The 20,941-nt window shown below is 64.8% G+C and carries 17 protein-coding genes; 12 read left to right on the forward strand and 5 right to left on the reverse strand.

Annotation, left to right across the window (positions count from 1 at the left end; genetic code table 11):
• Positions 1-2: 2 nt before the first annotated feature.
• Genes QH470_RS35010 through QH470_RS35025 form a run of 4 tightly spaced genes read left to right on the forward strand, consistent with a single transcriptional unit; the run spans position 3 to position 5,179 of the window.
• Positions 3-1,754 carry a CocE/NonD family hydrolase gene (locus QH470_RS35010; RefSeq protein ID WP_280276677.1) on the forward strand — a complete coding sequence of 584 codons (1,752 nt, stop codon included), beginning with the start codon at positions 3-5 and terminating at the stop codon, positions 1,752-1,754.
• A 31-nt stretch (positions 1,755-1,785) separates the two neighbouring features.
• A complete protein-coding gene (locus tag QH470_RS35015) occupies positions 1,786-3,378 on the forward strand; it encodes a flavin-containing monooxygenase (RefSeq protein WP_280276678.1) in 1,593 nt (530 codons plus the stop codon).
• Positions 3,379-3,421: 43 nt separating this feature from the next.
• Positions 3,422-4,378 (forward strand): zinc-binding dehydrogenase, encoded by a 957-nt coding sequence (locus QH470_RS35020; protein ID WP_280276679.1) that lies wholly within the window; start codon positions 3,422-3,424, stop codon positions 4,376-4,378.
• Positions 4,379-4,429: 51 nt separating this feature from the next.
• Complete coding sequence (locus QH470_RS35025; RefSeq protein ID WP_280276680.1) at positions 4,430-5,179, forward strand: NADPH-dependent F420 reductase; 750 nt, start codon at positions 4,430-4,432, stop codon at positions 5,177-5,179.
• Between the two features lie 54 nt (positions 5,180-5,233).
• Here the strand turns inward: QH470_RS35025 and QH470_RS35030 are convergent, their stop codons facing one another.
• Positions 5,234-5,773 (reverse strand): nuclear transport factor 2 family protein, encoded by a 540-nt coding sequence (locus tag QH470_RS35030; protein WP_280276681.1) that lies wholly within the window; start codon positions 5,771-5,773, stop codon positions 5,234-5,236.
• A 45-nt stretch (positions 5,774-5,818) separates the two neighbouring features.
• Positions 5,819-6,694, reverse strand: coding sequence for a mycofactocin-coupled SDR family oxidoreductase (locus tag QH470_RS35035; RefSeq protein WP_280276682.1), 876 nt, complete (start codon positions 6,692-6,694; stop codon positions 5,819-5,821).
• Positions 6,695-6,939: 245 nt separating this feature from the next.
• Here QH470_RS35035 and QH470_RS35040 point away from each other — a divergent pair, with 245 nt between their 5' ends.
• Genes QH470_RS35040 through QH470_RS35050 form a run of 3 tightly spaced genes read left to right on the forward strand, consistent with a single transcriptional unit; the run spans position 6,940 to position 10,512 of the window.
• Positions 6,940-8,547: an AMP-binding protein gene (locus tag QH470_RS35040; protein WP_280276683.1), complete on the forward strand. Its 1,608-nt coding sequence runs from the start codon at positions 6,940-6,942 to the stop codon at positions 8,545-8,547.
• Positions 8,544-9,734, forward strand: a complete 1,191-nt coding sequence (locus QH470_RS35045; protein ID WP_280276684.1) for a thiolase family protein — start codon at positions 8,544-8,546, stop codon at positions 9,732-9,734. The genes QH470_RS35040 and QH470_RS35045 overlap by 4 nt, the downstream gene beginning before the upstream one ends.
• Before the next feature lie 16 nt (positions 9,735-9,750).
• On the forward strand, positions 9,751-10,512 hold the full coding sequence (locus QH470_RS35050) for a 3-hydroxyacyl-CoA dehydrogenase (protein WP_280276699.1): 762 nt from the start codon (positions 9,751-9,753) through the stop codon (positions 10,510-10,512).
• A 62-nt stretch (positions 10,513-10,574) separates the two neighbouring features.
• Here the strand turns inward: QH470_RS35050 and QH470_RS35055 are convergent, their stop codons facing one another.
• The gene (locus tag QH470_RS35055) at positions 10,575-11,411 is read right to left on the reverse strand and encodes an NADPH-dependent F420 reductase (protein ID WP_280276685.1); all 837 of its coding nucleotides are present in this window, start codon (positions 11,409-11,411) and stop codon (positions 10,575-10,577) included.
• 173 nt (positions 11,412-11,584) lie between these two features.
• Here QH470_RS35055 and QH470_RS35060 point away from each other — a divergent pair, with 173 nt between their 5' ends.
• The 5 genes from QH470_RS35060 to QH470_RS35080 all read left to right on the forward strand — a co-directional run bounded on the left by QH470_RS35060 (position 11,585) and on the right by QH470_RS35080 (position 18,362).
• Positions 11,585-11,794 carry a hypothetical protein gene (locus QH470_RS35060; RefSeq protein ID WP_280276686.1) on the forward strand — a complete coding sequence of 70 codons (210 nt, stop codon included), beginning with the start codon at positions 11,585-11,587 and terminating at the stop codon, positions 11,792-11,794.
• Positions 11,795-12,451: 657 nt separating this feature from the next.
• Positions 12,452-13,258, forward strand: a complete 807-nt coding sequence (locus QH470_RS35065; protein ID WP_280276687.1) for an alpha/beta fold hydrolase — start codon at positions 12,452-12,454, stop codon at positions 13,256-13,258.
• A 90-nt stretch (positions 13,259-13,348) separates the two neighbouring features.
• Complete coding sequence (locus QH470_RS35070) at positions 13,349-14,140, forward strand: CPBP family intramembrane glutamic endopeptidase (protein WP_280276688.1); 792 nt, start codon at positions 13,349-13,351, stop codon at positions 14,138-14,140.
• 89 nt (positions 14,141-14,229) lie between these two features.
• A complete protein-coding gene (locus QH470_RS35075) occupies positions 14,230-14,640 on the forward strand; it encodes an effector-associated constant component EACC1 (RefSeq protein WP_280276689.1) in 411 nt (136 codons plus the stop codon).
• Positions 14,637-18,362: a caspase, EACC1-associated type gene (locus QH470_RS35080; RefSeq protein ID WP_280276690.1), complete on the forward strand. Its 3,726-nt coding sequence runs from the start codon at positions 14,637-14,639 to the stop codon at positions 18,360-18,362. Before QH470_RS35075 ends, QH470_RS35080 begins: the two co-directional genes overlap by 4 nt.
• On the opposite strand, the gene QH470_RS35085 is transcribed toward QH470_RS35080, so the two are convergent.
• Positions 18,351-20,240, reverse strand: coding sequence for a lipopolysaccharide kinase InaA family protein (locus QH470_RS35085; protein ID WP_280276691.1), 1,890 nt, complete (start codon positions 20,238-20,240; stop codon positions 18,351-18,353). The two genes, QH470_RS35080 and QH470_RS35085, sit on opposite strands and share 12 nt — an antisense overlap.
• A complete protein-coding gene (locus tag QH470_RS35090; RefSeq protein ID WP_280276692.1) occupies positions 20,237-20,932 on the reverse strand; it encodes a hypothetical protein in 696 nt (231 codons plus the stop codon). The genes QH470_RS35085 and QH470_RS35090 overlap by 4 nt, the downstream gene beginning before the upstream one ends.
• Between the last annotated feature and the right edge of the window lie 9 nt (positions 20,933-20,941).

Genomic DNA, 20,941 nt, shown 5'->3' on the forward strand with positions numbered 1-20,941 from the left:
CCATGGACATAGTCGTCGAGAAGAACGTCCGGGTCGCGATGCGCGACGGCGTCGAACTCGCCACCGATGTCTATCGGCCGGCGGTCGGCGGCCCCTTCCCCACCCTGATCGAGCGCATTCCGTACAACAAGGAAATCTATGGAATGGCCGGCGGCTGGGTAGATGTATTGCGCGCTGCCGGAGCGGGTTTCGCGGTCGTCGTCCAGGACACGCGCGGGCGATCCCAGAGCGCCGGAACCTTTCGTCCGTTCGCGGACGAGGGCGCCGACGGCGCGGACACCATCGCGTGGGCCGCCGGACAGCCGTGGTCCACCGGTTCGGTGGGCATGTTCGGCAGCTCGTACACCGGCGCTACACAGTGGCTGGCCGCTGCGGAAAGACCGCCCGCCCTCGCCACCATATCCGCGGCCGTCACATCGAGTGACTACTACGACAACTGGCTGTATCAGGGCGGCGCGTTCCGCCTGGGGTTCGCCTTGCAGTGGGTCACATCGACACTCGGCCTCGGTGAACTGCTCCGCAATGCCCCCGCCGAGGCGGAGCGTCTCGCCGAGCTGCGGCGAATGCTCGACGCCATGGACGACGTGTTCCGCACCCTGCCGGCGCGCGACCACCCGTTGTTGACGATGATCGCGCCGTACCTCACCGAGTGGCTGGATCATCCGGAGCGCGACGACTATTGGGCACGCCTTTCGGCTCGAGGCGCCCTCGCCACGGATATTCCGGTGCTGAATATCGGCGGCTGGCACGACCTGTTCCTGGGCGGGACCATCGACAACTATCTCGCGCTGCGACATCGCACCGCGCAACCGGACGCGCGGCGGCAGCGGTTGATCATCGGCCCCTGGGCGCACGGAGCGACCAGCGGGGTATTCCCGGAACGGGCGTTCGGAATGCGGGCGGGGACCGACGCGGTCGATATCACCGGCGTGCAATTGGCCTGGTTCCAAGAACATCTGACCGATTCGCCGGAGACGACCTCGTCGAGTCCGGTGCGGATCTTCGTCATGGGACCCGACATCTGGCGCGACGAGCCGGACTGGCCGCTGCCCGATACCGAATACGTCGAGTACTTCCTGGGTAGCAGGAGCGATGCCCGAACCCGCGACGGCGACGGCACATTGTCGACCTCGCCCGGATCGGACACGGTTTCCGACTTCTTCGTCTACGACCCGGCCGACCCGGTCCCGACCTGTGGCGGCGCGACATTCCTGCCCGGCCTGTTCATCGGAGCCAACGCGGGTCCCCGGGACCAGGCACGGACCGAGGCACGTCGGGATGTGCTGTGCTACACCGGCGAACCGCTGGAGCAGCCGCTGGAGGTCACCGGTCCCGTCCGGGCGAAACTGCACATCTCGTCGAGCGCGGTCGACACCGATTTCACGGCAACGCTGGTCGACGTTCATCCGGACGGCCGATCCGAGCTCGTGTGCGACGGCATTCTGCGCTGCCGTTACCGGCAGTCGACGACACGGGCGGAGTTCTTGGAACCCGGCCGGGTGTACGAGATCGACGTCGACCTCGTCGCCACCGCGTACGTATTCGCTGCCGGGCACCGGCTGCGACTGGATGTGTCCAGCAGCAATTTTCCGAGGTTCGACCGAAATCCGAATGCGGCCGTTCCCGTCGCGGATGCCGGCGCCGCCGATTCAGTGGTCGCCACCAACACCGTATGGCACGACAGCACCCGGCCGTCGCGGCTCGTCCTTCCGGTGATCCGGCGGTCGGCGGAGTCTCTTCGGACCCTCGCGTAGTGATGAATTTCGACCTGAGAAAGGTACGGTTATGAATTCGGTGGATTACGACGCCGTGGTGGTCGGCGCCGGTGCGGGCGGCATCTACGCTGTCCACAAGCTGACCCGAAAAGGCTTGCGGGTCATCGCTTTCGAGGGCGCGCCCGATGTGGGCGGGGTCTGGTACCACAATCGCTACCCGGGAGCACGCGTCGACATCGAAAGCTACTTCTACTGCTTTCCGGACGAGGAGCTGTATCCGCGGTGGTCGTGGAAAGAGCGCTACCCGGCTCAGACCGAGATTCTCGCCTATCTGAACTTCGCCGCCGACAGCTGGGGAATTCGCCCGCACATCCGGTTTTCGACGTGGGTCACCGGTGCGCAGTGGGAGCCGGGCGCACACCGTTACCGGGTGCGCACGAGTAGCGGCGACACCGTCACCGGACGCTATCTGATCATGGCGTCCGGCCAGCTCTCGAAGGCTCGCACGCCTGCCTTTCCCGGCCTCGAGGACTACCGCGGTCGCTGGGTGCAAACCTCGCATTGGCCCACCGATCACGTGGAGACGGCAGGTAAACGCATCGCGGTCATCGGAACCGGTTCCTCCGGCGTCCAGGCGGTGCCCGCGCTGGCCCGTGTCGCCGACAATGTCACGGTCTTCCAGCGCACCGCGAATTATTCGGTGCCCGCCCAGAACGGCCCGCTCGATCAGCGGAAGTATTCCGATCTCGCCGGCCGCGTCGGCGAGATGAGGGAAGCGATCCTGCATCATCCGACCGGCTCGGACATACCTCTCGGCGCCGGTCCGGCGAGCAGCTACTCGCCGGAGGAACAGCAGGCGCTGTTGCGTGAACGCTGGGCGCGCGGCGGGCACACGATGAACGCCGTCTTCACCGATCAGGGCACCGACATCCACGCGAACACCATCGTCGCCGACTTCGTCCGGCAGCATGTGCGAGACACCGTGCGGGATCCGTCGAAAGCCGAGATATTGACACCGCGCGCTTATCCCATCGGCTCTCGACGCCTGTGCGTGGATACCGGCTACTACGAGGCGTTCAATGAGACCAATGTGGATCTGATCGACGTGCACGCCGATCCCATCGAGCGGATCACCGAGAAAGGCATCCGAACCCGCGACCACGACCTCGAGTTCGATCTGATCGTGTTCGCGCTCGGATTCGATGCCTTCACCGGCGCTCTCGATCAGGCGAATATCCGCAACGAATTCGGGCAGGGGCCGACCGATCTGTGGGCGCGCGGCCCGCGCACCCTGCTCGGACTGATGACGCGAGGTTTCCCGAATCTGTTCCTGTTGACCGGCCCCGGAAGCCCCTCGGTGCTGGCCAACATGATCTTGGACAATGTCCAGCACGTCGACTTCCTCGCGGACTTGTTCCGCCATATGGGCGAACGGGGCCACACCAGAGTCGAACCCGAGCAGCAGGCGCAGGACGAGTGGACCGCGCACGTCGCCGAGGCTGCGTCCAATTTGCTCCGTCTCAACGTCGAGAACTACATGGTGCATGTCAACCGCGACGACGGCACCCGGGTCTTCATGCCGTACGTGGCGGGACTCGATCGATACGTCGCCGAATGCGAGAAGGTCGTCGCCGACGACTTCGTCGGTTTCTCCTTCTCCTGAATCTCGTGGCCGCTCATCCGGCCGGAAAGGACGCGTGCGAACCATGCGATCATGGCGATTTCACGGAACCGGCCGACCGCTGACATTCGACGAGGTGGAGACACCACACGCGGGTGCGGGCGAGGTTGTCGTCGATATCAAGGCCGCCGGGCTGTGCGCCTCCGATATGGGGGCGCTCCACGAGCCGGAATGGATGAAATCGTTCCCACGCCTGCCGATGACGCTCGGGCACGAGAACGCCGGCGTGATCAGTGAGGTCGGCCCCGGCATGGACCGATGGAAGATCGGCGACCGAGTCGGATTGTCGCCGTTGATGCCCGACGGCAGTGCTCTCGGCTACGGAGACTGGGACGGCGGTTACGGGCCCAAAGTTCGTGCCACCGCCGCGAATCTGGTCCGGCTGCCGGAGGAGCTTTCCTTCGAACTCGGGGCGGTGGCGACCGATGCGGGGCTTACCGCATACCACGCGATGGTCGCGCTCGGCGGTGCGAAAGAAGGCATGCGGATCGGAGTGATCGGCCTCGGCGGTCTCGGCTACTTGGGCGCCCGCATGGCCGTACTGAAGGGCGCCGAAGTTTATGCCGCCGAAACGAACCCGGCCACAAGGGAATTGGCCGCCGAAATCGGCCTCGCGGGCGTAGCCGAATCGATCGGTGAGTTCGAGGACAAGAATCTGACGCTGATCGTGGATTACGCGGGATTCGGGACCACCACCGCCGACGCGGTGCACGCCCTCGCCGATTCCGGGACGCTGGTGCAGGTGGGTCTCGGTCGCCCGGAGGCCACGGTGGATACCCAGGCAATCATCTTCAAGCAGTTGCGGATCGTCGGCTCCATGTCCGGCACGCAACAAGACCTCATCGAGCTGTACGAACTCATGCGCGGAGGCGAACTCGACCCGCCGATCCACCGAATCACGCCGGACCAGATCCCGCAGGGCCTCGAGCGTCTCCGCGAAGGCGGGGTCGTCGGCCGCCTCGTCGCCGTCTACGACAGCTGAAACACGGTTCTACACGGGTAGGAAACGCGAACCGAAGAAGAGGAGATATGGATGAAGATCGGCATTCTGGGGACCGGGCACATCGGAAAGACCTTGGCCACGAGGCTGAGCGCCGCCGGACACGAGGTGAAAGTGGCGAACTCGCGCGGCCCCGAAACGATCGAGCCTGACGTTCTCGCCTGTGGTGGGCGTGCGGTTTACGCGGCGGACGCGATGGCCGACGTCGATATCGCGATCCTTTCCATTCCGCTGAGTCGCCTGCCGGAAGTCGCCCCGCTCACCGCCCAGTTGCCAGCCGAAACGGTTGTCATCGACACCTCGAACTACTACCCGCAGCGCGACGGCCGGATCGATGCCATGGATGCCGGCCTCACCGAGAGCCTGTGGGTCGTCGAAAGGCTGGGGCGGCCGATCGTCAAGGCATGGAACGCGATCGGTTCGGATTCGTTCGCGAACAAGGCGAAGCCCGCGGGCAGCCCAGATCGCATTGCCATTCCCGTCGCCGCCGAGGCCGAGCGGGATCGCGCGGTGGCCGTGGCGCTGGTCGAGGAGACCGGGTTCGACGGGGTCGACGCGGGCGGACTGGATGAATCATGGCGGCAGCAGCCCGGCACGCCTTGTTATTGCACGGACCTCTCTCGCGACGAGTTGACCGCCGCACTCGCGGCAGCTGATGCGGCGCGCTCGCCCAAGCGCCGGGATTTGGGATTCGCGGCGGTTCGGGAGCGGATGAGCGGTAGCGGCGCGCGCGATCCGGGGGCCGAGTACCTTGTCCGCCTGAATCGCGCGCTGTTCATGTAGTTTCCGCGGCCGCCGAGACAACCCGGCCATACCGACAAATCGGCATGGACCGAGTTACCGAGGAAATTCGGTGGGCGGGCTATCGATCCAGTCCAGATAGATCGGGTCCTCGGGATACCAGGCGCCCCAGTGGGATACGCGAGGAACGTTGACGACATCCCAGTCCGGGTTGATCGGCCTGACATCGATCCAATCCCAGACGCAAGTGCGGTGCAGGATCTTCCACACGCCGTCCCGCTTCTCGCAGAGGTCGCGGTAGCGGCCGGCTTGGAACATGGTCACTTCGGGTTCTTTGAACGGCACTACGCAAATGAACATGCTTTCGCGCCGGGCCCGGTTGCCGTCGATCTCGGACAACACGTTGGAGACGTGGTGGTTGCAGCTGTAGATCTTGTCGTGCCAGGCCATCGCCGCATCGGCCCAGCCCTGGCCATCACCGACATAGCCGCCGTGGTCGTCGAAGGAATCCAGCCAGTACGTCGACCTCATCAGTTCGCGATCGTGCCGGTCCGCTCCGCGCACATACATCATCAGGTTGTCGTGAAGAGCCTGCTTGTCGTACAGCTCGGTCAGCTGTGCGTCTGTCAACGACATATAAATCCACTCCTCCCGGCGAGCAGCGACGGCGGCCTTTGTGAGCTATTTGACGAGGGCGCCGGCGTCGACGGGCAGGGCTACGCCGGTGATGTACCTGGATTCGTCGGAGGCCAGGAACAGGACGGCATTGCTGACATCTTCCGAATCCACCCAGGGAGTGGGAAGCGCATGCAGCGTTTGGGAAGCCGGCGCGAAATCATCCCTCGTCGGGTTTTCGAGATCGGGGCGGAACAGGCGGCGCATCGCCCGGTTCTGGATCATGGGCGTATCCACCTGGGTGGGATTCACCGCGTTCGCCCGGATGCCGTGCGGGGCGAGTTCCAGCGCGAGCGTCCGCATGAGTCCGATCACGCCGTGCTTGGCCGCGACGTAGTGCCCGATGTTCGCGTACGCCTTCACACCGGCCGCCGAGCTGGTGAGAATGATGGAGCCGCCTTCGTTCGCGATCAGGTGTGGAACCGCCGCTTTGGCCGTATGCCATACCCCGGTCAGATTGATGTCGATCATCGTCTGCCACGTGACGGCGTCGAACTCCCAGACCGACTGCGGTTGATTGGTGATTCCGGCGATTCCGGCGTTGCCGCAGACGATGTCGAGCCCGCCGAGCTGCGCGACGCCCTCGTCGACCACCCTCTTCAAACCCGCGTAATCGCGGACGTCGGCTTTTCGCGCCACGATGCGGCGATCCAGGGCCTCGACCTGCTTCGCCGTCTCGGCGAGATCCAATTCGGTCGCTCCGGGATAGGGACTGTCCGGAATGTCTTCACAGATGTCCACGGCGATGATATCCGCGCCCTCCTGCGCGAGCCGGATCGCGTGACTGCGGCCTTGACCGCGGGCCGCGCCGGTAATGAAGGCTACTTTGCCGTCGAGCTTTCCCATGACTGTGTGCTCCTCCATCAATGTGATGGCCACCATACTGACATATATCGTCCAGATTAGAAAGGCGCGATTGGCTACTTCACAGAGGTTGACCGCGAGCCATGCACGTCAGCCCACCCAAGCACACAGAGGGCATCATCGAGCTTTTGCGCTGGTCAGAAGATTTTGTCGCGGCGAGTAGCCCAGCTGTCGTGTCGGTATTGATTTGGACAAGATCTGTCAGTATTGTGGCCGTCACACCCTTGCACCCGGTCACCGAGAACATTCACTCAGGAGAGCCAGTGAGCCCCGAAAGAGCGCGGACCGCCGAGGCGTATCCCGACCTGATCGCCGAGATCGCGGCCGAGTCGCCGGCCGCGATCTGCCTCGAGGAAGTCGACGGCCCTGTCCGAACCTATGGCGAAGTCCACGCGAACGCCCTGGCCTGGCGACATGCCCTCGCGGAACTCGGAGTGGCCGCGGGCGACACGGTCCTGACCTTCGTGGCGTCGTCGGTAGCCTCGGTCGAATTGTGGTGCGGCATAGCCCACCTCGGTGCGATCGAGGCCTCGGCCAACCCCGCGTACCGGGGTGCGCTGCTCGATCACATCATCACGGACACCCGGGCTCGGGTCGCCGTCGTCGACGCCCGGTACTTTCCGTCGGTCCGCGAAGGGTTGGTCCGAGCGCCCGATATCGAGCACGTAGTCGTCCTCGGCGGCGACCTCGTCCTTCGCTCCGACGGCCCGACTTCGATAGTCCACGCAGACACCGTTCTCGGGGCCGCGCGCGAATCCCAGCGCACCTGGCCCGGCGACCCGATACCGGGACATACTCCCGCCTGCATCCTCTACACCTCAGGAACGACGGGCCTGTCCAAAGGCGTCGTCGTGCCCTTCGCCCAGCTGAAGGAGGCGTCGTTCGGGGTCTTCCCGCCGTCCGTCCTCCGTCATGAGGACGCCGTGTACCTCCCGTTTCCGCCGTCTCACATCACGTATCGAGCCAACTTGATCACGGCGGCCCGGGTACATGGGCGAGCTGTGCTGCGCGAGCGGTTCTCCACCGATGCTTTCTGGGCGGACATCGAGAAGTACCGGTGCACCCTCACCCTGCTCCTCGGGGCGATGGCGAATTTCGTCTACCGCCACGACGTGCGGCCGGAGTCGACCCCGCTGCGGCTGGTGCAGATGATTCCGGTGATCCCGGAGGTGGAGGACTTCAAGAAGCGGCACGACGTCCTGGTGACCACGCAATGGGGAATGACCGAGGTCTGCGCGCCGATCGCCGCGGTCGACTGTGACGTCAGCATCCCGCAGAGTTGTGGCCGCTTGCGCGACGGGTTCGAGGCCAGGATCGTCGACGAGTTCGATCACGAGGTGCCGGACGGCGAGGTGGGCGAGCTGGTACTGCGTCCGCGGGAACCGTGGCATTTCGCGTCCGGATACTGGGGAAACCCCGAGGCGACCGTTGCCGCGTGGCGCAATCTGTGGTTCCACACCGGGGACGCGTTCCGTCGTGATCCGCAGGGCAACTATTACCTGGTGGATCGTCTCAAGGATTCGTTGCGCCGCCGCGGGGAGAACATTTCCTCGGTCGAGGTCGAAGCCGCTGTGCTGCAACATCCCGACGTGCTGGAGTGCGCGGTGGTGGGCGTGGACTCCGAGTGGGGCGAGCAAGAGGTGATGGCCTTCGTCGTTCCGAAACAATCGCGGCAGGTCGATGCGGCCGCATTGGACGAGTTCCTGTCCGGACGGCTGGCCGAGTTCATGAGGCCGCGTTTCATCGAGGTGGTCGGCCAACTGCCGAAGACGGCCACCGAGCGGGTTCGCAAGGGCGAGCTTCGTGAGCGTGGGCGCGGTCCCGACACCTGGGCCAGGCCCGAACGCGTCAGGCCGGGGGCCGAGTCGTGAGCACAGCGGTCATCATCGACGTCTTACGCACCCCGTCAGCGAAGGGAAAGCCCGGCGGCGCATTGTCGGCCGTTCACCCGGCCACCCTCCTCGCGGATCTGCTGCGGACACTTGTCGGCAAGTACGATCTCGATCCCGCATTGGTCGATGACGTCATCACGGGCTGCGTCACGCAATCGGGCGAACAAGCCTTGAACATCGGGCGAACCGCGGTTCTGGCCGCGGGCTTCCCCGTATCCGTACCGGCCACGACGATCGACCGGCAGTGCGGATCCAGCCAGCAGGCAACCGCTTTCGCGGCACAGGGCGTGGCCGCGGGCGCGTACGACGTCGTGATCGCGTGCGGCGTCGAATCGATGAGCCGGGCACCGATGTTTTCCAATGCCGGCGGCAAGGACCCCGCGGCCGGGCCGCTCTCCGCCCGGTACCCGCACGGACTCGTGACACAGGGCATCGGCGCCGAACTTGTTGCCGCTCAATGGAAATTCGATCGCGAGCAGCTCGACAGGTATGCCGCTCGCTCGCACCGGCTGGCCGTCGAGGTCGGCCTCGGTCAGCAGACCGAACAGATCATCGACGTGCCCACGGTCGACGCGACGGGTGCGCCGATCGTGGTCGACTCCGACGAAACCGTCCGTGCCGGAACCACTCCCGAGTCGCTGTCGAGATTGCGCCCGGTGTTCGAAAGCGACGCGATGACAGCCCGGTTTCCTGAGATCAAGTGGTCGATCACAGCGGGCAACTCCTCACCGCTCACCGACGGCGCCGCGGCCGTACTGATCATGAGCGAAGAGAAGGCAGTGGCGCTCGGGCTCACCCCGCGGGCCAGATTCCATAACTTCGCGGTTGTCGGTAGCGATCCCCTGCTGATGCTGACCGGCCCGCTCGCGGCCACCGAGAAGGTTCTCGACCGCAGCCGAATTCCCCTGTCCGACATCGATATCTACGAGGTCAATGAGGCGTTCGCGCCGGTTCCTCTGATGTGGCAGAGCCATTTCGACGCCGACCCGGAGCGCCTCAACCCGGCCGGCGGCGCGATTGCCCTCGGCCATCCGCTCGGCGCCTCCGGCGGCCGGATCCTGGGGTCGATGCTGGCCTATCTCGAAGCCACCGGTGGGCGCTACGGACTGCAAACCATGTGCGAGGGCGGAGGCATGGCCAACGCCACCATTATCGAGCGACTGTGAAAGCGAAGCGTCGAACATGAAGCTGGACAATACGATCGCACTCGTCACAGGCGGTGCGTCCGGTCTCGGACTCGCGACCACCGAAGTGCTGATCAAGGCCGGCGCCCATGTCGGCGTGCTGGACCTGCCGTCGTCCCCCGGCGCGGCAATTCAGGAAGAACACAGCGGGGCAATGACTTTCGTGCCCGGCGACGTCACCTCGACCGACGACGTGACTCGCGCACTGGACATCCTCGCCGAGCGTGGGCCGCTTCGCGTCGTCGTCAACTGCGCGGGCGTCGGCCCGCCCGGAAAGGTCCTCGGCAAGAACGGGCCGCTACCGCTCGACGACTTCGAGCGCATCGTCAGAATCAATCTGACCGGCACATTCAACGTCATCCGACTCGCCGCGCAGAGAATCTCGGCGACAGACAGCGTCGAGGGCGAACGTGGTGTCATCGTCAACACCTCCTCGGTCGCGGCCTTCGACGGGCAGATCGGCCAACCCGCGTACTCCGCGGCCAAGGGCGGGATCGTGTCCATGGCGCTACCCATCGCGCGAGAACTCGCGCGGCACCGGATACGCGTCGCCACAATAGCTCCCGGCACCTTCGACACACCGCTACTGAAAACGCTTCCCGAAGACATCAGGCAATCGCTCGGCGCACAGGCTCCGCACCCCTCTCGACTCGGAGATCCTGCCGAATTCGGTGCCCTGGTACGTCATATCATCGAAAACCCGATGCTCAACGGCGAGGTCATTCGATTGGACGGTGCCATCCGGATGGCACCGCGATAACCGCAACGTCCGACGATGGACAGTTCCCCACAGGCACCGGGCACGTATGCGCCGAGGATCGGTCAGCGGGCGTCCGAGTGATGCGCGGCGCGGTTGATCGCGACCGTCTCGTCCAAGGTGGGCGCCGCGGTGAGGCTCGCGAAATGCTCCATGAGCCGGTCGCGGGTACGGGGCGCCTCGTCCTTGTCGGCCGCTGCCAGGGCCCGATCCAACTCCCCGGCGTTCAGTTCGGTGCAGTACGCAGGCGTTCCCGGCTGCTGCCGCCACGAGTCGGCCAGAGGCCCGGCGTCGACGGGATCGAAGCCCATATCGTTGACGAGGCCCATCACGAGACGACGTGCCCGGTCCGAATCGGCGGCCACCGGAATGGCGAGGCGACCGGGCGTTCCGGCGGGCAGTCCCTTGCCCTGCTGCGTACCGGCGAGAGCCGCGTTCCACGCCTTCACGATCGGGCGGCCGAGTTGCTCCGCGACCCACAGGCTCTCGACCTGACCGTCATCCACGGCTCGGACGTGGCCATTCATGGTGGGGTAGTAGTTGGACGTGTCGACGATCACCGTCTCGGTGGTGACCGCGGCGAGGAGATCGGCGAGTTCGGGCTGCTTGGCGAACGGAATCGACAGCACGATGACCTCCCGGTCGTTCGTCGCCTCGTCCACATCCACCGCACGAACGCCCGCCGCGACGATGTCTGCCGCGACCGCCTCCGGTCCACGGGCGTCCGCGACCAGCACGTCATGTCCTGCCTCACTGAGCCGCCGCGCGATGTTGCCACCGATCGCTCCGGCGCCGATAACGGAAATCCTCATAGCTTCGCCTTCCTTTTGACGATACGGAGTGTGCCTCCGAATCCTGCGGATGAAACGGATAGATCCTCCGCTTTGTTCCGGTAGACGCAACTGTCGGCAACGATTTCCTCGTCGGACGAACGGAAAGCCCCATATCGCGAGTGATCAGATCCTGCTCTGTCACCTCGTTCCGTGGCACCTCGGACTGCTCCGGTTGCCGCACGGAGATGCTCGACCGATGACCGTCGCTCGCTCCTGCACACCCGAAAACTCCGCTCGATACGATGACGTGGTGGCCGAGGAACCCGACGCCGACAACAATCAGCCAAACGCGCGCGGCCATCGCAGCGCGCGAACCGACCGCCGACTTCCGGATCCACGTGGTCGACGGCGTAGAAGGCGAACAGCTTCTCCGCCAACAGGCCAAAGTCGTCACAGAGATCCTGGAAGGGCAAGCGCGGCAACAATCGTCGGAGCCCGCCGACGACACATGAACGCGCCCCGGACCGAACCCGAATACCACACTCGGCGGCACCGGAGAGGCACAGCAACGCCCACCAGCTAGTCACCGAACGGCATCAACCCGACTTCGGATTCCTGAATCCCGCCTCGATCGTCAGCGTCCCCCACGAAAACCGCTGGTCGCCGCCGGTCCCATCCTTATAGCGCCCCGCCGGGGGCACTGGGGTAAACGTCATTCGCGTAGGTCATACATAGTTGAATGCTCGTTCGGCGGCCAACCTCAGTTGGAACAGGTAGGCCGATGCAGGCGACCGCCCGGATGCTGCGTGTGTTCTCGCGACTGCCATCGGCAGTGACTGGCGACCGGACCCGCCGGACCGGTCGGTGTGGGTGCTTTCGGGCCGGGTCTCAGAGTTATGACCCGCGTATCTGGCACAGGATTATTCGACTGCCGTAGTCGAGCGGCAGCTCGGTCGCACATTCACGGCCATTCGTTGATACAGGGTCGAGTCTTCGATCAGCAGCCTGTCGTTGTTCGCCGCCGGCTGCGCCAGATGCTCGGTAAGGGCTGTCGTGCCGGGCCGGCCGTGCCGAAATCGTCGTGTCAGTGCCCATATCAGGACCATGTCAGCCCCGTGACAGCCGAGCCAGTGACAGTGGTGGACAACACCCCCCCGAAAGGAAACCCGATGTCCGACAACACCACCACCCACTCAACCTGGACCGGCACCATCCCCGTGGACGACACCGCACTGGCCGTCACCGACACCGGCGGCACCGGCCAACCGATCATCTACCTCAACGGCTCCTACGCCAGCCAACGACACTGGCAACGCGTCATCACCGACCTCGGCCCCGACTACCGCCACATCACCTTCGACGAACGCGCCCGCGGCAAATCCAAACGATCCACCGACTACACCTTCGAAGCCTGCCTGCGCGACATCGACGCCGTCCTCACCGCACGAAACATTTACCAACCGCTCCTGGTCGGCTGGTCCTACGGCGCACTCCTCGCCGTCCACTGGGCCGACCGCCACCCCGACCGAGCCCTCGGCGTCGTCGGCGTCGACGGCCCCTACCCCGCCGGCTGGACCGACGAAGCCGGCCGCGAACGACTCCGGAAAACCTTCCGCCGCATGCGACTCCTGCTCCCGCTGGTCGCCCCACTCGGCCTCGCCGCACGCATGAGCGCCGACCAACACGCCGAAATCCAGATCGAAGCCCACGCACTCCACGCCGCCCTCGGCCCCCTCCTCGACCGCGCCACCCTCCCCATCCGATACGTAGCCGCCACGGCCGACACCGTCTACGACAAAGGCGGCGAGCTGGAGGAGATGCGCCGCACCCTCGACCCCTACCTGGCCCGCAACCCGAACCTGAAAATCAGCGCCAGAGTCGCCAGCGACCACGGCAAAATCCTGCGCAACGACTCCCCAGCCGTCGCCGACGCCGTCCGCGAAATCACCACCCTCCTCGACCACAAAGCAGGCTGAGCGACAACGGAACCTCCTCCCGCACAACGACAAGCGCCGCGGTGACCGAGCCCCGCGGTGCCACCCACCACCAGTACAAGGAATCTGGTCATGCCCGCTTTTGTTGACACACAACCGAACCGGTTGGCCGACCGGCTGCTGAGCGATCGTCACCCCGTGCCACTGTCGGTCCTGTTGCACCTCGCTCCCGGTGCGCTGATCGTCGCCGCCTACCTGCTCATCGGCGAACCACTCGTCGACGCCATCGACTATCCACACTTCGCCGGCTGGGCCATCGCCCTGTGCACGGTTCTCCTACCGATCCTGGCGGGCCTGCTGTGGCTGGGCTACCGCCGCAACGGCCGCCTCGCACTCCGCAGCGTACTGCACTACACCGGCAGGCCGGTCCCACGCGGGACACTGGTGGCGATGGTCGTCCCACTCATCCTGTGGATGATCACCCTGGGTTACGCACTGGCACCGGTGAACACATTCGTCCTCGACAACCTCTTCACCTGGCTCCCCTACGCCGACGCCGGCAGCAACGGCACCAACGCCTACCTGCACGGATACTCGCACTCCACCACGCTCACGACGATGCTGATCTGCCTGCCACTGACCGGATTCGCACTCCCGCTCATCGAAGAGCTGTACTTCCGCGGCTTCCTACTGCCCCGCATTGCCCACCTCGGCCGGCTGGCACCCGTAATCAACACGATCCTGTTCTCGCTGTACCACCTCTGGTCACCATGGGCATTCCTCTCACGCGTGCTCTTCACATTCCCCGGATACTGGCTCGCCTGGCGGCACAGAGACATCCGGATCTCGATCGGAATGCACGTCGGCTCGGCAACCATCCTGGCGACCCTCGGCACACTCGCCCTCGCACTGAACCTCATCTGACCGGCCGTCGCCACGTGAACTTCGAGTAACACGAAACTCCTTGGGAGACAGTGCATAATCGAGGTTCACGACGAACAAGGGGGGTCCGTATGAGCGACGACGGCTGGCGAATCACGGTTATCCCTGAGGGGGGAGCACTACGCCAGGAGCGTCTCACCCGCGATCTACGACGGCAGTTGCAGTCGACCGAGGGTATAGATGCCGGATTTGTCGAGAGCACTCGCCCGACGCCCGACGGGAGCAAGGGCGTGTCCGATCCCGACCTTGTCCTGTGGGCCGGAGTCGGTGTCGCTTCGGTGAATGCCGCTGCGCGCGTGTTGATTGCCGCGATCACCCAGTGGTGCGAGCAGAACAAGCACCGCACCGTCCAACTCGAACGCAACGGCAGCAAGGTGATGGTGAGCGGTCATCTCGGTAAACGCCAGGCCAGGTTGGTCGAACGGTTCATCCGCGAGATCGATGAACCTGGCGCAGACAACTCAGAAGGCGGAGCCGAATGACGCGGCTGAGTCGTCGCAGAGCCCTGTTGATCGGCAACGAAACATATACCGACAGTCGTTTCGAACCTCTTCCCTCGGTGCAGACCGACATCTGGCAACTCGAGCAGGTCCTGGCACATCGCCAGATCGGCGGATTCGGGTCGGTGAACCGCCGCGTCGACCTGACCTGTGAGCAGATGTGCGCAGAGATCGCGACCTTCCTCGCCGCATGCGAGGAGGACGAACTCGCCCTGCTGTATGTGTCGGGCCACGGCGAACGGCTCGTGCAGACCAACGGAGAATTCCATTTCGTCGCTACCGATACCGATTTCGATCGCATCGCCGACACCGGAGTCAGCGCGGGGTTCATCAACGACCAACTGGAATTGTGCGTCGCGCCACAGAAGGTCGTCATGATCGACAGCTGCCTCAGCGGCGGATTCGCACTGGGGCTGCGGACGGCGGACTCGGAACCGGCACTGCCTACGGCCAAGGGACGGTCGGATCGTCGCTCCCCGCTGGAAAGCAGCGGCGTGTATGTGCTGTCGTCGTCCCGGGCGAGTGAGGTCTCCCGTGCCGGCCGTGGCACTCCGGAGGGGCCGGAACCGTCGGTGTTCACCGGAGTCGTGGTCGAGGCTCTGCGCACGGGCGCGGTCGGCAAGGACGGTACCGGGCAGGTTTCGGTCCAGGACCTGTTCGAGTACACCAACCGGCACATGCGCTCCCACACCTCGCAGGTCCCGGTACTTTCGGCGATCGGCGTCGACGATCGCATCATCCTTGCGTCATGCCCGCAGGGCCCCGCACCGACCCTCGCTCCTCTGTCGTCCCGGCCCGCGAAACCCGTTCCGACGGTGCAGGGCACGGGCTCGACGCAACCATCGTGGTCGATGTTGCTGGAGTACTACCGGAGCTGTCTGCTCACCGATCAGTACGAGGTGCCCTGGCTTTCGGTCGACGATCACGGCACAACGTACGTCTGTCTGTCCGGCACGGAGCGGATTCTCTGCGGGCAGGTCGATGCCGATCATTGCATCGCGGTCCCGCAAGAGGCCGCCGATCTGGTGGGTCAAGCCGCGGAAGCGGACGACGAGCTGTGGGCCGGGTATCCCGCAATGCTGACGGCACCGCGTGACAAACGGAAGAACCGCATACCGAATCGCTTCGCGCCCTTGCTGATTCGTCGGGTTGAACTCGTCGAGACCGGTGGCGAACGCCGGCTCCAGCCGATCGGTCCGGTCCTTGCTCACCCGGCCCTGGCCCAGGAGTGTCTCGGTGCGGAGGAAGCAGCCCTGTTCAACGACACCTACCGACCCGGCTGGCAAAGGAACCAGCACGACCGAATGGGTGTCGAAGCACGCAGAATCGCCGACGAATTCGAACTCGGCTGTGTCCAGGAACCGCAACCCGACCAGCTGTTCGACCATATCGACATCGACACTCCCTTGGACGGCGGCCGGAATGCTGCTGTCCTGTTTCGGGTTTCACGCCATCCGGGAGCCAATGGCAAATTGCTCTCCGACTTGGCGGATATCGAAAAGCGCAGTGCCGCAATCCGCGATACCGCTCTCGCCGCCTTGTCTCCCGACCCGGTCGAACGGATCGATCCGCCCCTCGAATGCGATCCCTCAACGGTCCGGCCGGTGACACCGCTGTCGTGCAACGAGGCCCAGGAAGCTGTCATTCGTTCGGCCATGTCCCGACGGCTCACGGTGGCGACCGGTCCGCCGGGGACCGGGAAGAGCCAGCTCGTCGCGAATCTGGTTGCCACCGCCGTGGCCGCCGGCCAGTCCGTACTCGTCGCCTCCACGAACAACACGGCCGTGGACGAGGTCTGGGAACGCTGCTGCAGCGTCGTCCCGAACAGCGTCATCCGCACCGGCAATGTCGAGACCCGTCGCACCGTCGAGACCAAAGCGCTAGAGGAACTGCGCACGTCCTCGGACCCCGAGACCAACATCGACACCGCGTCCATGTACCTGCACAGAGCCGTGGAGGCGCGGTCCGAATGGCGAGATACTTTGGCGTGCAAGGCAACTCATGAGGCCGCGCAGCTGCGGACGGGACAGGACCGGGAGAACTACGCCGCCGAACTGGGCATGTCGGTCCCAGAACTCAGCCAGCGATTCTCGCGGATAGATCCACAGGCGCTGGCGCGGAAGGCAGCCAAAGCCGGTAACGCTCGGTTCTTCGGTGAGTGGCGGCGGATTCGACTGCTGAAACGTTGGGACATCACCGTGAAAACTCTGTCCACGGTCGAGGCCTGCATGGCTCTCGACGGCTTCGGCACCGCCGAGAATGCGTGGCGGAAGAATGTGTCGACACTGTCCGAATTCCCGACGGACGATGACCTGTCGGCTCGCGACGCGGAGACCGAGTCGAGAGTCAGCACGGCTGCGGCCGCGCTGTTCTCGTCCGTCATGGGTACTCGTGCCAGCGACGGCCGCTCCCGCATCGCCGAACTACTACGAAATCTCCGGAGCCGCGACGAGTGGAAGACCACTCGTGCCGCGCTGCCGGCGATCCCCGCGTGGGCGGTGACGAATCTGTCCGCCCGCCGCTTCCCGCCCGACCCGGCACTGTTCGATCTCGTGGTTGTCGACGAGGCCAGCCAATGCGCCATCCCGCATGTGCTGCCGCTGCTGTTCCGCGCCCGGCGGGCGTTGGTCATCGGCGACCCGATGCAGCTCGAGCACATCGCCGACATCACTGCCGACGACGAGGCACGGGCTTACCGCGATGCCGGAATCGAGGCCACGTGGCTCGAACACCGGAGGTTGGCGTACCGGAGACATTCGACATTCCGAGCCGCGGAACGAGCCGTCGGGCAGCCCCTGCTACTGGACGAGCACTTCCGCTGCCATCCCCACATTGCCGCTCTGGCCAACAACCTGTTCTACGACGGGAAGCTCACGGTCATGACGGACGTGCGGCGACAACCTTCTCTACCTCGGCCCGCTGTCATCTGGGTTCCGACCGACGGGCGCGCCGAGCATCCTCGGTCGAGCAAGTCCTGGATCAATGGGGCGGAGATCGCGAAAGTCGAAGAATGCGTTCGGTTCCTGTTCGACTCGGGCAACTTACCGACGAATGCGAGTGTCGGTGTCGTCACTCCCTACCGGGCGCAGGCGGACGCCATCCGTTCCCGTCTCGGGAGTAGGTTCCGCGACCACGTCGAGGTCGGGACGGTCCACGTCTTCCAGGGCGGCGAGCGCGACGTGATGATCTTCTCGCTCGTCGCGGGCCCGGGCATGCCGGCGCGTTCGGTCAATAGAATCGATAACCAGCTCAACCTTTGGAATGTCGCCATCACGCGCGCCCGTTCCCACCTGGTCGTCGTCGGCGACAAGGAACTCTGGCGTAGCCGCCGGGTCGGCGGCGCCCTGCTGGACGCGGCCGAGTCCGGTAAGCAACACGGCCGGTCCACCGCGGCAATACGAGATCCGCTGCTGGTCCGCCTGTTCGAGGCATTGGATGGCACAACAACGGCGAAACTGGCGCTGGGAGACGCCATTTGCGGCTACGACACCGACGCGGTCATCGCCAACCACGACGGCAGCAAGACCGCCTATCTACTCGATCGCGGTCCCGGACGGGACGATGACCCAGCGCGGCACTTGCGACTCATGCTGCGCCGCATACAGCTTCGCACCGATCCGGACCATCGGATAACAGGCATCCGGACACCGGCCTGGCAACTCTACGAGCGTCCGGATCAGTCCGGTTCGCACTCAGAGAAGTAGGACGACGAAAGCAAGCACCACGACACCGGCAAACAACATCGTCAACACGAGCGCGGTGCGCCGACCGCTTCGCCGCGATGCCGGCGGCGTGTACAGCGGCTGGGCCGGAGGCCGATAGACGGGATACTGCACCGAATAGGGCGTTGGGGCGGGCTGCTGCTGATATGGCTGAGGCGGTGTGGGAAATTGCCCCGGTCCCACCGTGCCGGGATGTTCTGTCCTTGCCTTTTCGACGGGAGGTGCCGTTGAGGTACGGTGCGGGGGCGGCGCGACGGGTTCACGCCGGTATTGCGCCGGGACCGGCGGTGGCCGATTTTCGGCGGGCGGCACCGAACCTCCTGACGACGGGGCCGCGGGCCCTTGCCATTTTCGATATCGTTTGTCCAAGCGTGCGTTACGGCTGATCTCGCGGTCGATTTCCCGTAACGGCTGCGCCGCTGGACCGACGGGCTCGCGCACAGACGACATCGCGGTCGCATCGATGTCCCGACCGAAGCCGAAATCTGTTGTCTGCCTCCGCTCTTTCACCCTCCGACCATCATCGCCGACGCTCTGCGCAGCCCGGACGTACTCCTCGAACTGGGCATCGTCGAGTACCTGTAGAAACTGTGCATGTTCGAGCACGATCTGCGGAGTCACCGGCTCCACCCGCTTGTTCTGATACAAGGTAATGAGACCCTCGATCGCGACGCGCTTGCCTTTCAGCAAGGGCAGCCACTTCCCGTTGCTCCCACTCCGCCCATACTTTTTGAACAGAGCTTCGGCGACCTCGTCGTAGCCGATGATCGTGAAATCCCCCTGCCGCCAATCACCGAAATTGATCAGTGCGATGGTGTCGTTTCCCTGCAGCGTCGTAGTTACCACTGTCCCGAAGACCGTGACCACGGAACCGGCCAGAGCGCGGAGTTCGTCGCTGTTCTCGCCCGACACCACCGGGCCGGTGACCACATGGCGGGGACCGTACATCGTCGTGGCAGGCGTTCCACGTAGCGCTGCCGCGATATCCGCGAACCCGGACCGGCAGGCATCCCGGAGTCTGCCGACTCGATCGGCCAGTCCATCGATCGCCCTGAGCTCCTCGAACGCGTAAGACTTCTCGGGATCGGCGAAATCCGTGACCTTGAACAACAAGTTCTCGCCGGTTCCGCCGAACTCCTCCCACAGCCACGGTTCCCGTGCGAGTGCAGTCAGGGAAAGGTCGATGGTCTCGGCGGAAAAATAATCGAGCGTCTCATCGAAGTTACTGCCCCGGTCAGGGTGTTGATAGTTGCGATGGCCTTCTTCGATCGGTCCGAGATCGGCGAGCTCCGGCAGATACATCCCGTCATAATCGATCAACCAAATCGTCAGATCCGGGCGCACCAGGATATTGCCGTGTTGGAGATCTCCGTGGGCCACACCCTTGCGTTGTAGCGCCTCTACAGCGGTACCGATCGCAGCGCGAACCCTATCGATCGACCTTCGATCAGGCACGGGCTCATTAGCCCAGCGAGCGAGCCATACGCCGAGGGATACTCCGTCCACCCACCGCATCCGAACCGTCGGGTAGACCTCACCGCCCACCGCAATGCCATCGTCCCGGTACTGCACGGGCACCAAGAAGTCGAGATCCCGGTTCGCCCGGATGAAATCTCCGATATACCGGTACCGGTCCAGCAGCCGCCTGTCCTGCGGGACGTTCTTGTGGAAACACCGCACCGCCCAGCGCTGGCTACCTGCCTGCAGATCGAAGGTCGCAGCGAATCCGCCCGAGGCGACCTTCGGCATACCCCGCCGGTCCGGGCGGGCGGTCGCCGCTGCCAGTGCGGCGTCGTGAGCGAATGCCACGTGCGGATTCTGAACCGCGAGTTGATATTGCAACAACGAAGGAAGTCTCACAACATCACCATGCACATTGTCGTATCGTCATTGTTCAGCTCACCGTGGGCGCGTCTGGCGCTGACCCATTCCGCAAATCCGTTGCGTAGACCGGTGTCCCACGTCTCGATATCGGCGGCATCGCACTCTTGAAAGCGACGCAGCAGGCACTGTGCCAGAGCATCGGACGCCAGGAGAAGCACATCCGCCGACTCGTACCGACCCGCGTTCCGCCACACCGCACGACGGAAGGTTTCCTCTCCCGCAGCCGCCTTCACCAGCTGCGGACGTGACCCGAACTCTTTCCAGTCGTCTATCGGCCCCACCGTCACCAGTTCATCACCCCGGATGTGAAGGAGGCAGCAATCCCCCACTGCCACTGCCGAATACGTTCGCGCGCGCCAGTCGACCTCGACACCGACGAACGCAGCGGCTCCGGGACGGAGATCCAGCTTCCACGTCGCGTGGAACGGCAAATCCGGGCGGTAGACCTCACTCCTCCACTGCTCACGCAGCGCCGCAAGATGATTCGGAGCGAAGATATCCACCGGCGCGGGCCAGTTCCGCACGAACGCGTCCACGAGTATTTCCGCCCAGGTCCCCGCCCGCCCGGCGTCCGTCGCACCATCCGCGACCGCGAACCGGAACAATCCGGCGGCGGCCCGGTCATCGTTCTCCTTGTCGGTGCGGCCGTCTTTGGCGACCGTCCCCACGATGGCCGA

The sequence above is a fragment of the Nocardia wallacei genome (assembly GCF_029868745.1).
Lineage (GTDB): Bacteria > Actinomycetota > Actinomycetes > Mycobacteriales > Mycobacteriaceae > Nocardia > Nocardia wallacei_B.

What these genes read in the sequence shown, in the direction of transcription:
- QH470_RS35050 (WP_280276699.1), top strand. Translation starts at nt 9,751, where the DNA reads ATGAAGCTGGACAATACGATCGCACTCGTCACAGGCGGTGCGTCCGGT.
- QH470_RS35030 (WP_280276681.1), bottom strand. Translation starts at nt 5,773, where the DNA reads ATGTCGTTGACAGACGCACAGCTGACCGAGCTGTACGACAAGCAGGCT.
- QH470_RS35020 (WP_280276679.1), top strand. Translation starts at nt 3,422, where the DNA reads ATGCGATCATGGCGATTTCACGGAACCGGCCGACCGCTGACATTCGAC.
- QH470_RS35080 (WP_280276690.1), top strand. Translation starts at nt 14,637, where the DNA reads ATGACGCGGCTGAGTCGTCGCAGAGCCCTGTTGATCGGCAACGAAACA.
- QH470_RS35070 (WP_280276688.1), top strand. Translation starts at nt 13,349, where the DNA reads ATGCCCGCTTTTGTTGACACACAACCGAACCGGTTGGCCGACCGGCTG.
- QH470_RS35065 (WP_280276687.1), top strand. Translation starts at nt 12,452, where the DNA reads ATGTCCGACAACACCACCACCCACTCAACCTGGACCGGCACCATCCCC.
- QH470_RS35025 (WP_280276680.1), top strand. Translation starts at nt 4,430, where the DNA reads ATGAAGATCGGCATTCTGGGGACCGGGCACATCGGAAAGACCTTGGCC.
- QH470_RS35075 (WP_280276689.1), top strand. Translation starts at nt 14,230, where the DNA reads ATGAGCGACGACGGCTGGCGAATCACGGTTATCCCTGAGGGGGGAGCA.
- QH470_RS35035 (WP_280276682.1), bottom strand. Translation starts at nt 6,694, where the DNA reads ATGGTGGCCATCACATTGATGGAGGAGCACACAGTCATGGGAAAGCTC.
- QH470_RS35010 (WP_280276677.1), top strand. Translation starts at nt 3, where the DNA reads ATGGACATAGTCGTCGAGAAGAACGTCCGGGTCGCGATGCGCGACGGC.
- QH470_RS35015 (WP_280276678.1), top strand. Translation starts at nt 1,786, where the DNA reads ATGAATTCGGTGGATTACGACGCCGTGGTGGTCGGCGCCGGTGCGGGC.
- QH470_RS35060 (WP_280276686.1), top strand. Translation starts at nt 11,585, where the DNA reads ATGACGTGGTGGCCGAGGAACCCGACGCCGACAACAATCAGCCAAACG.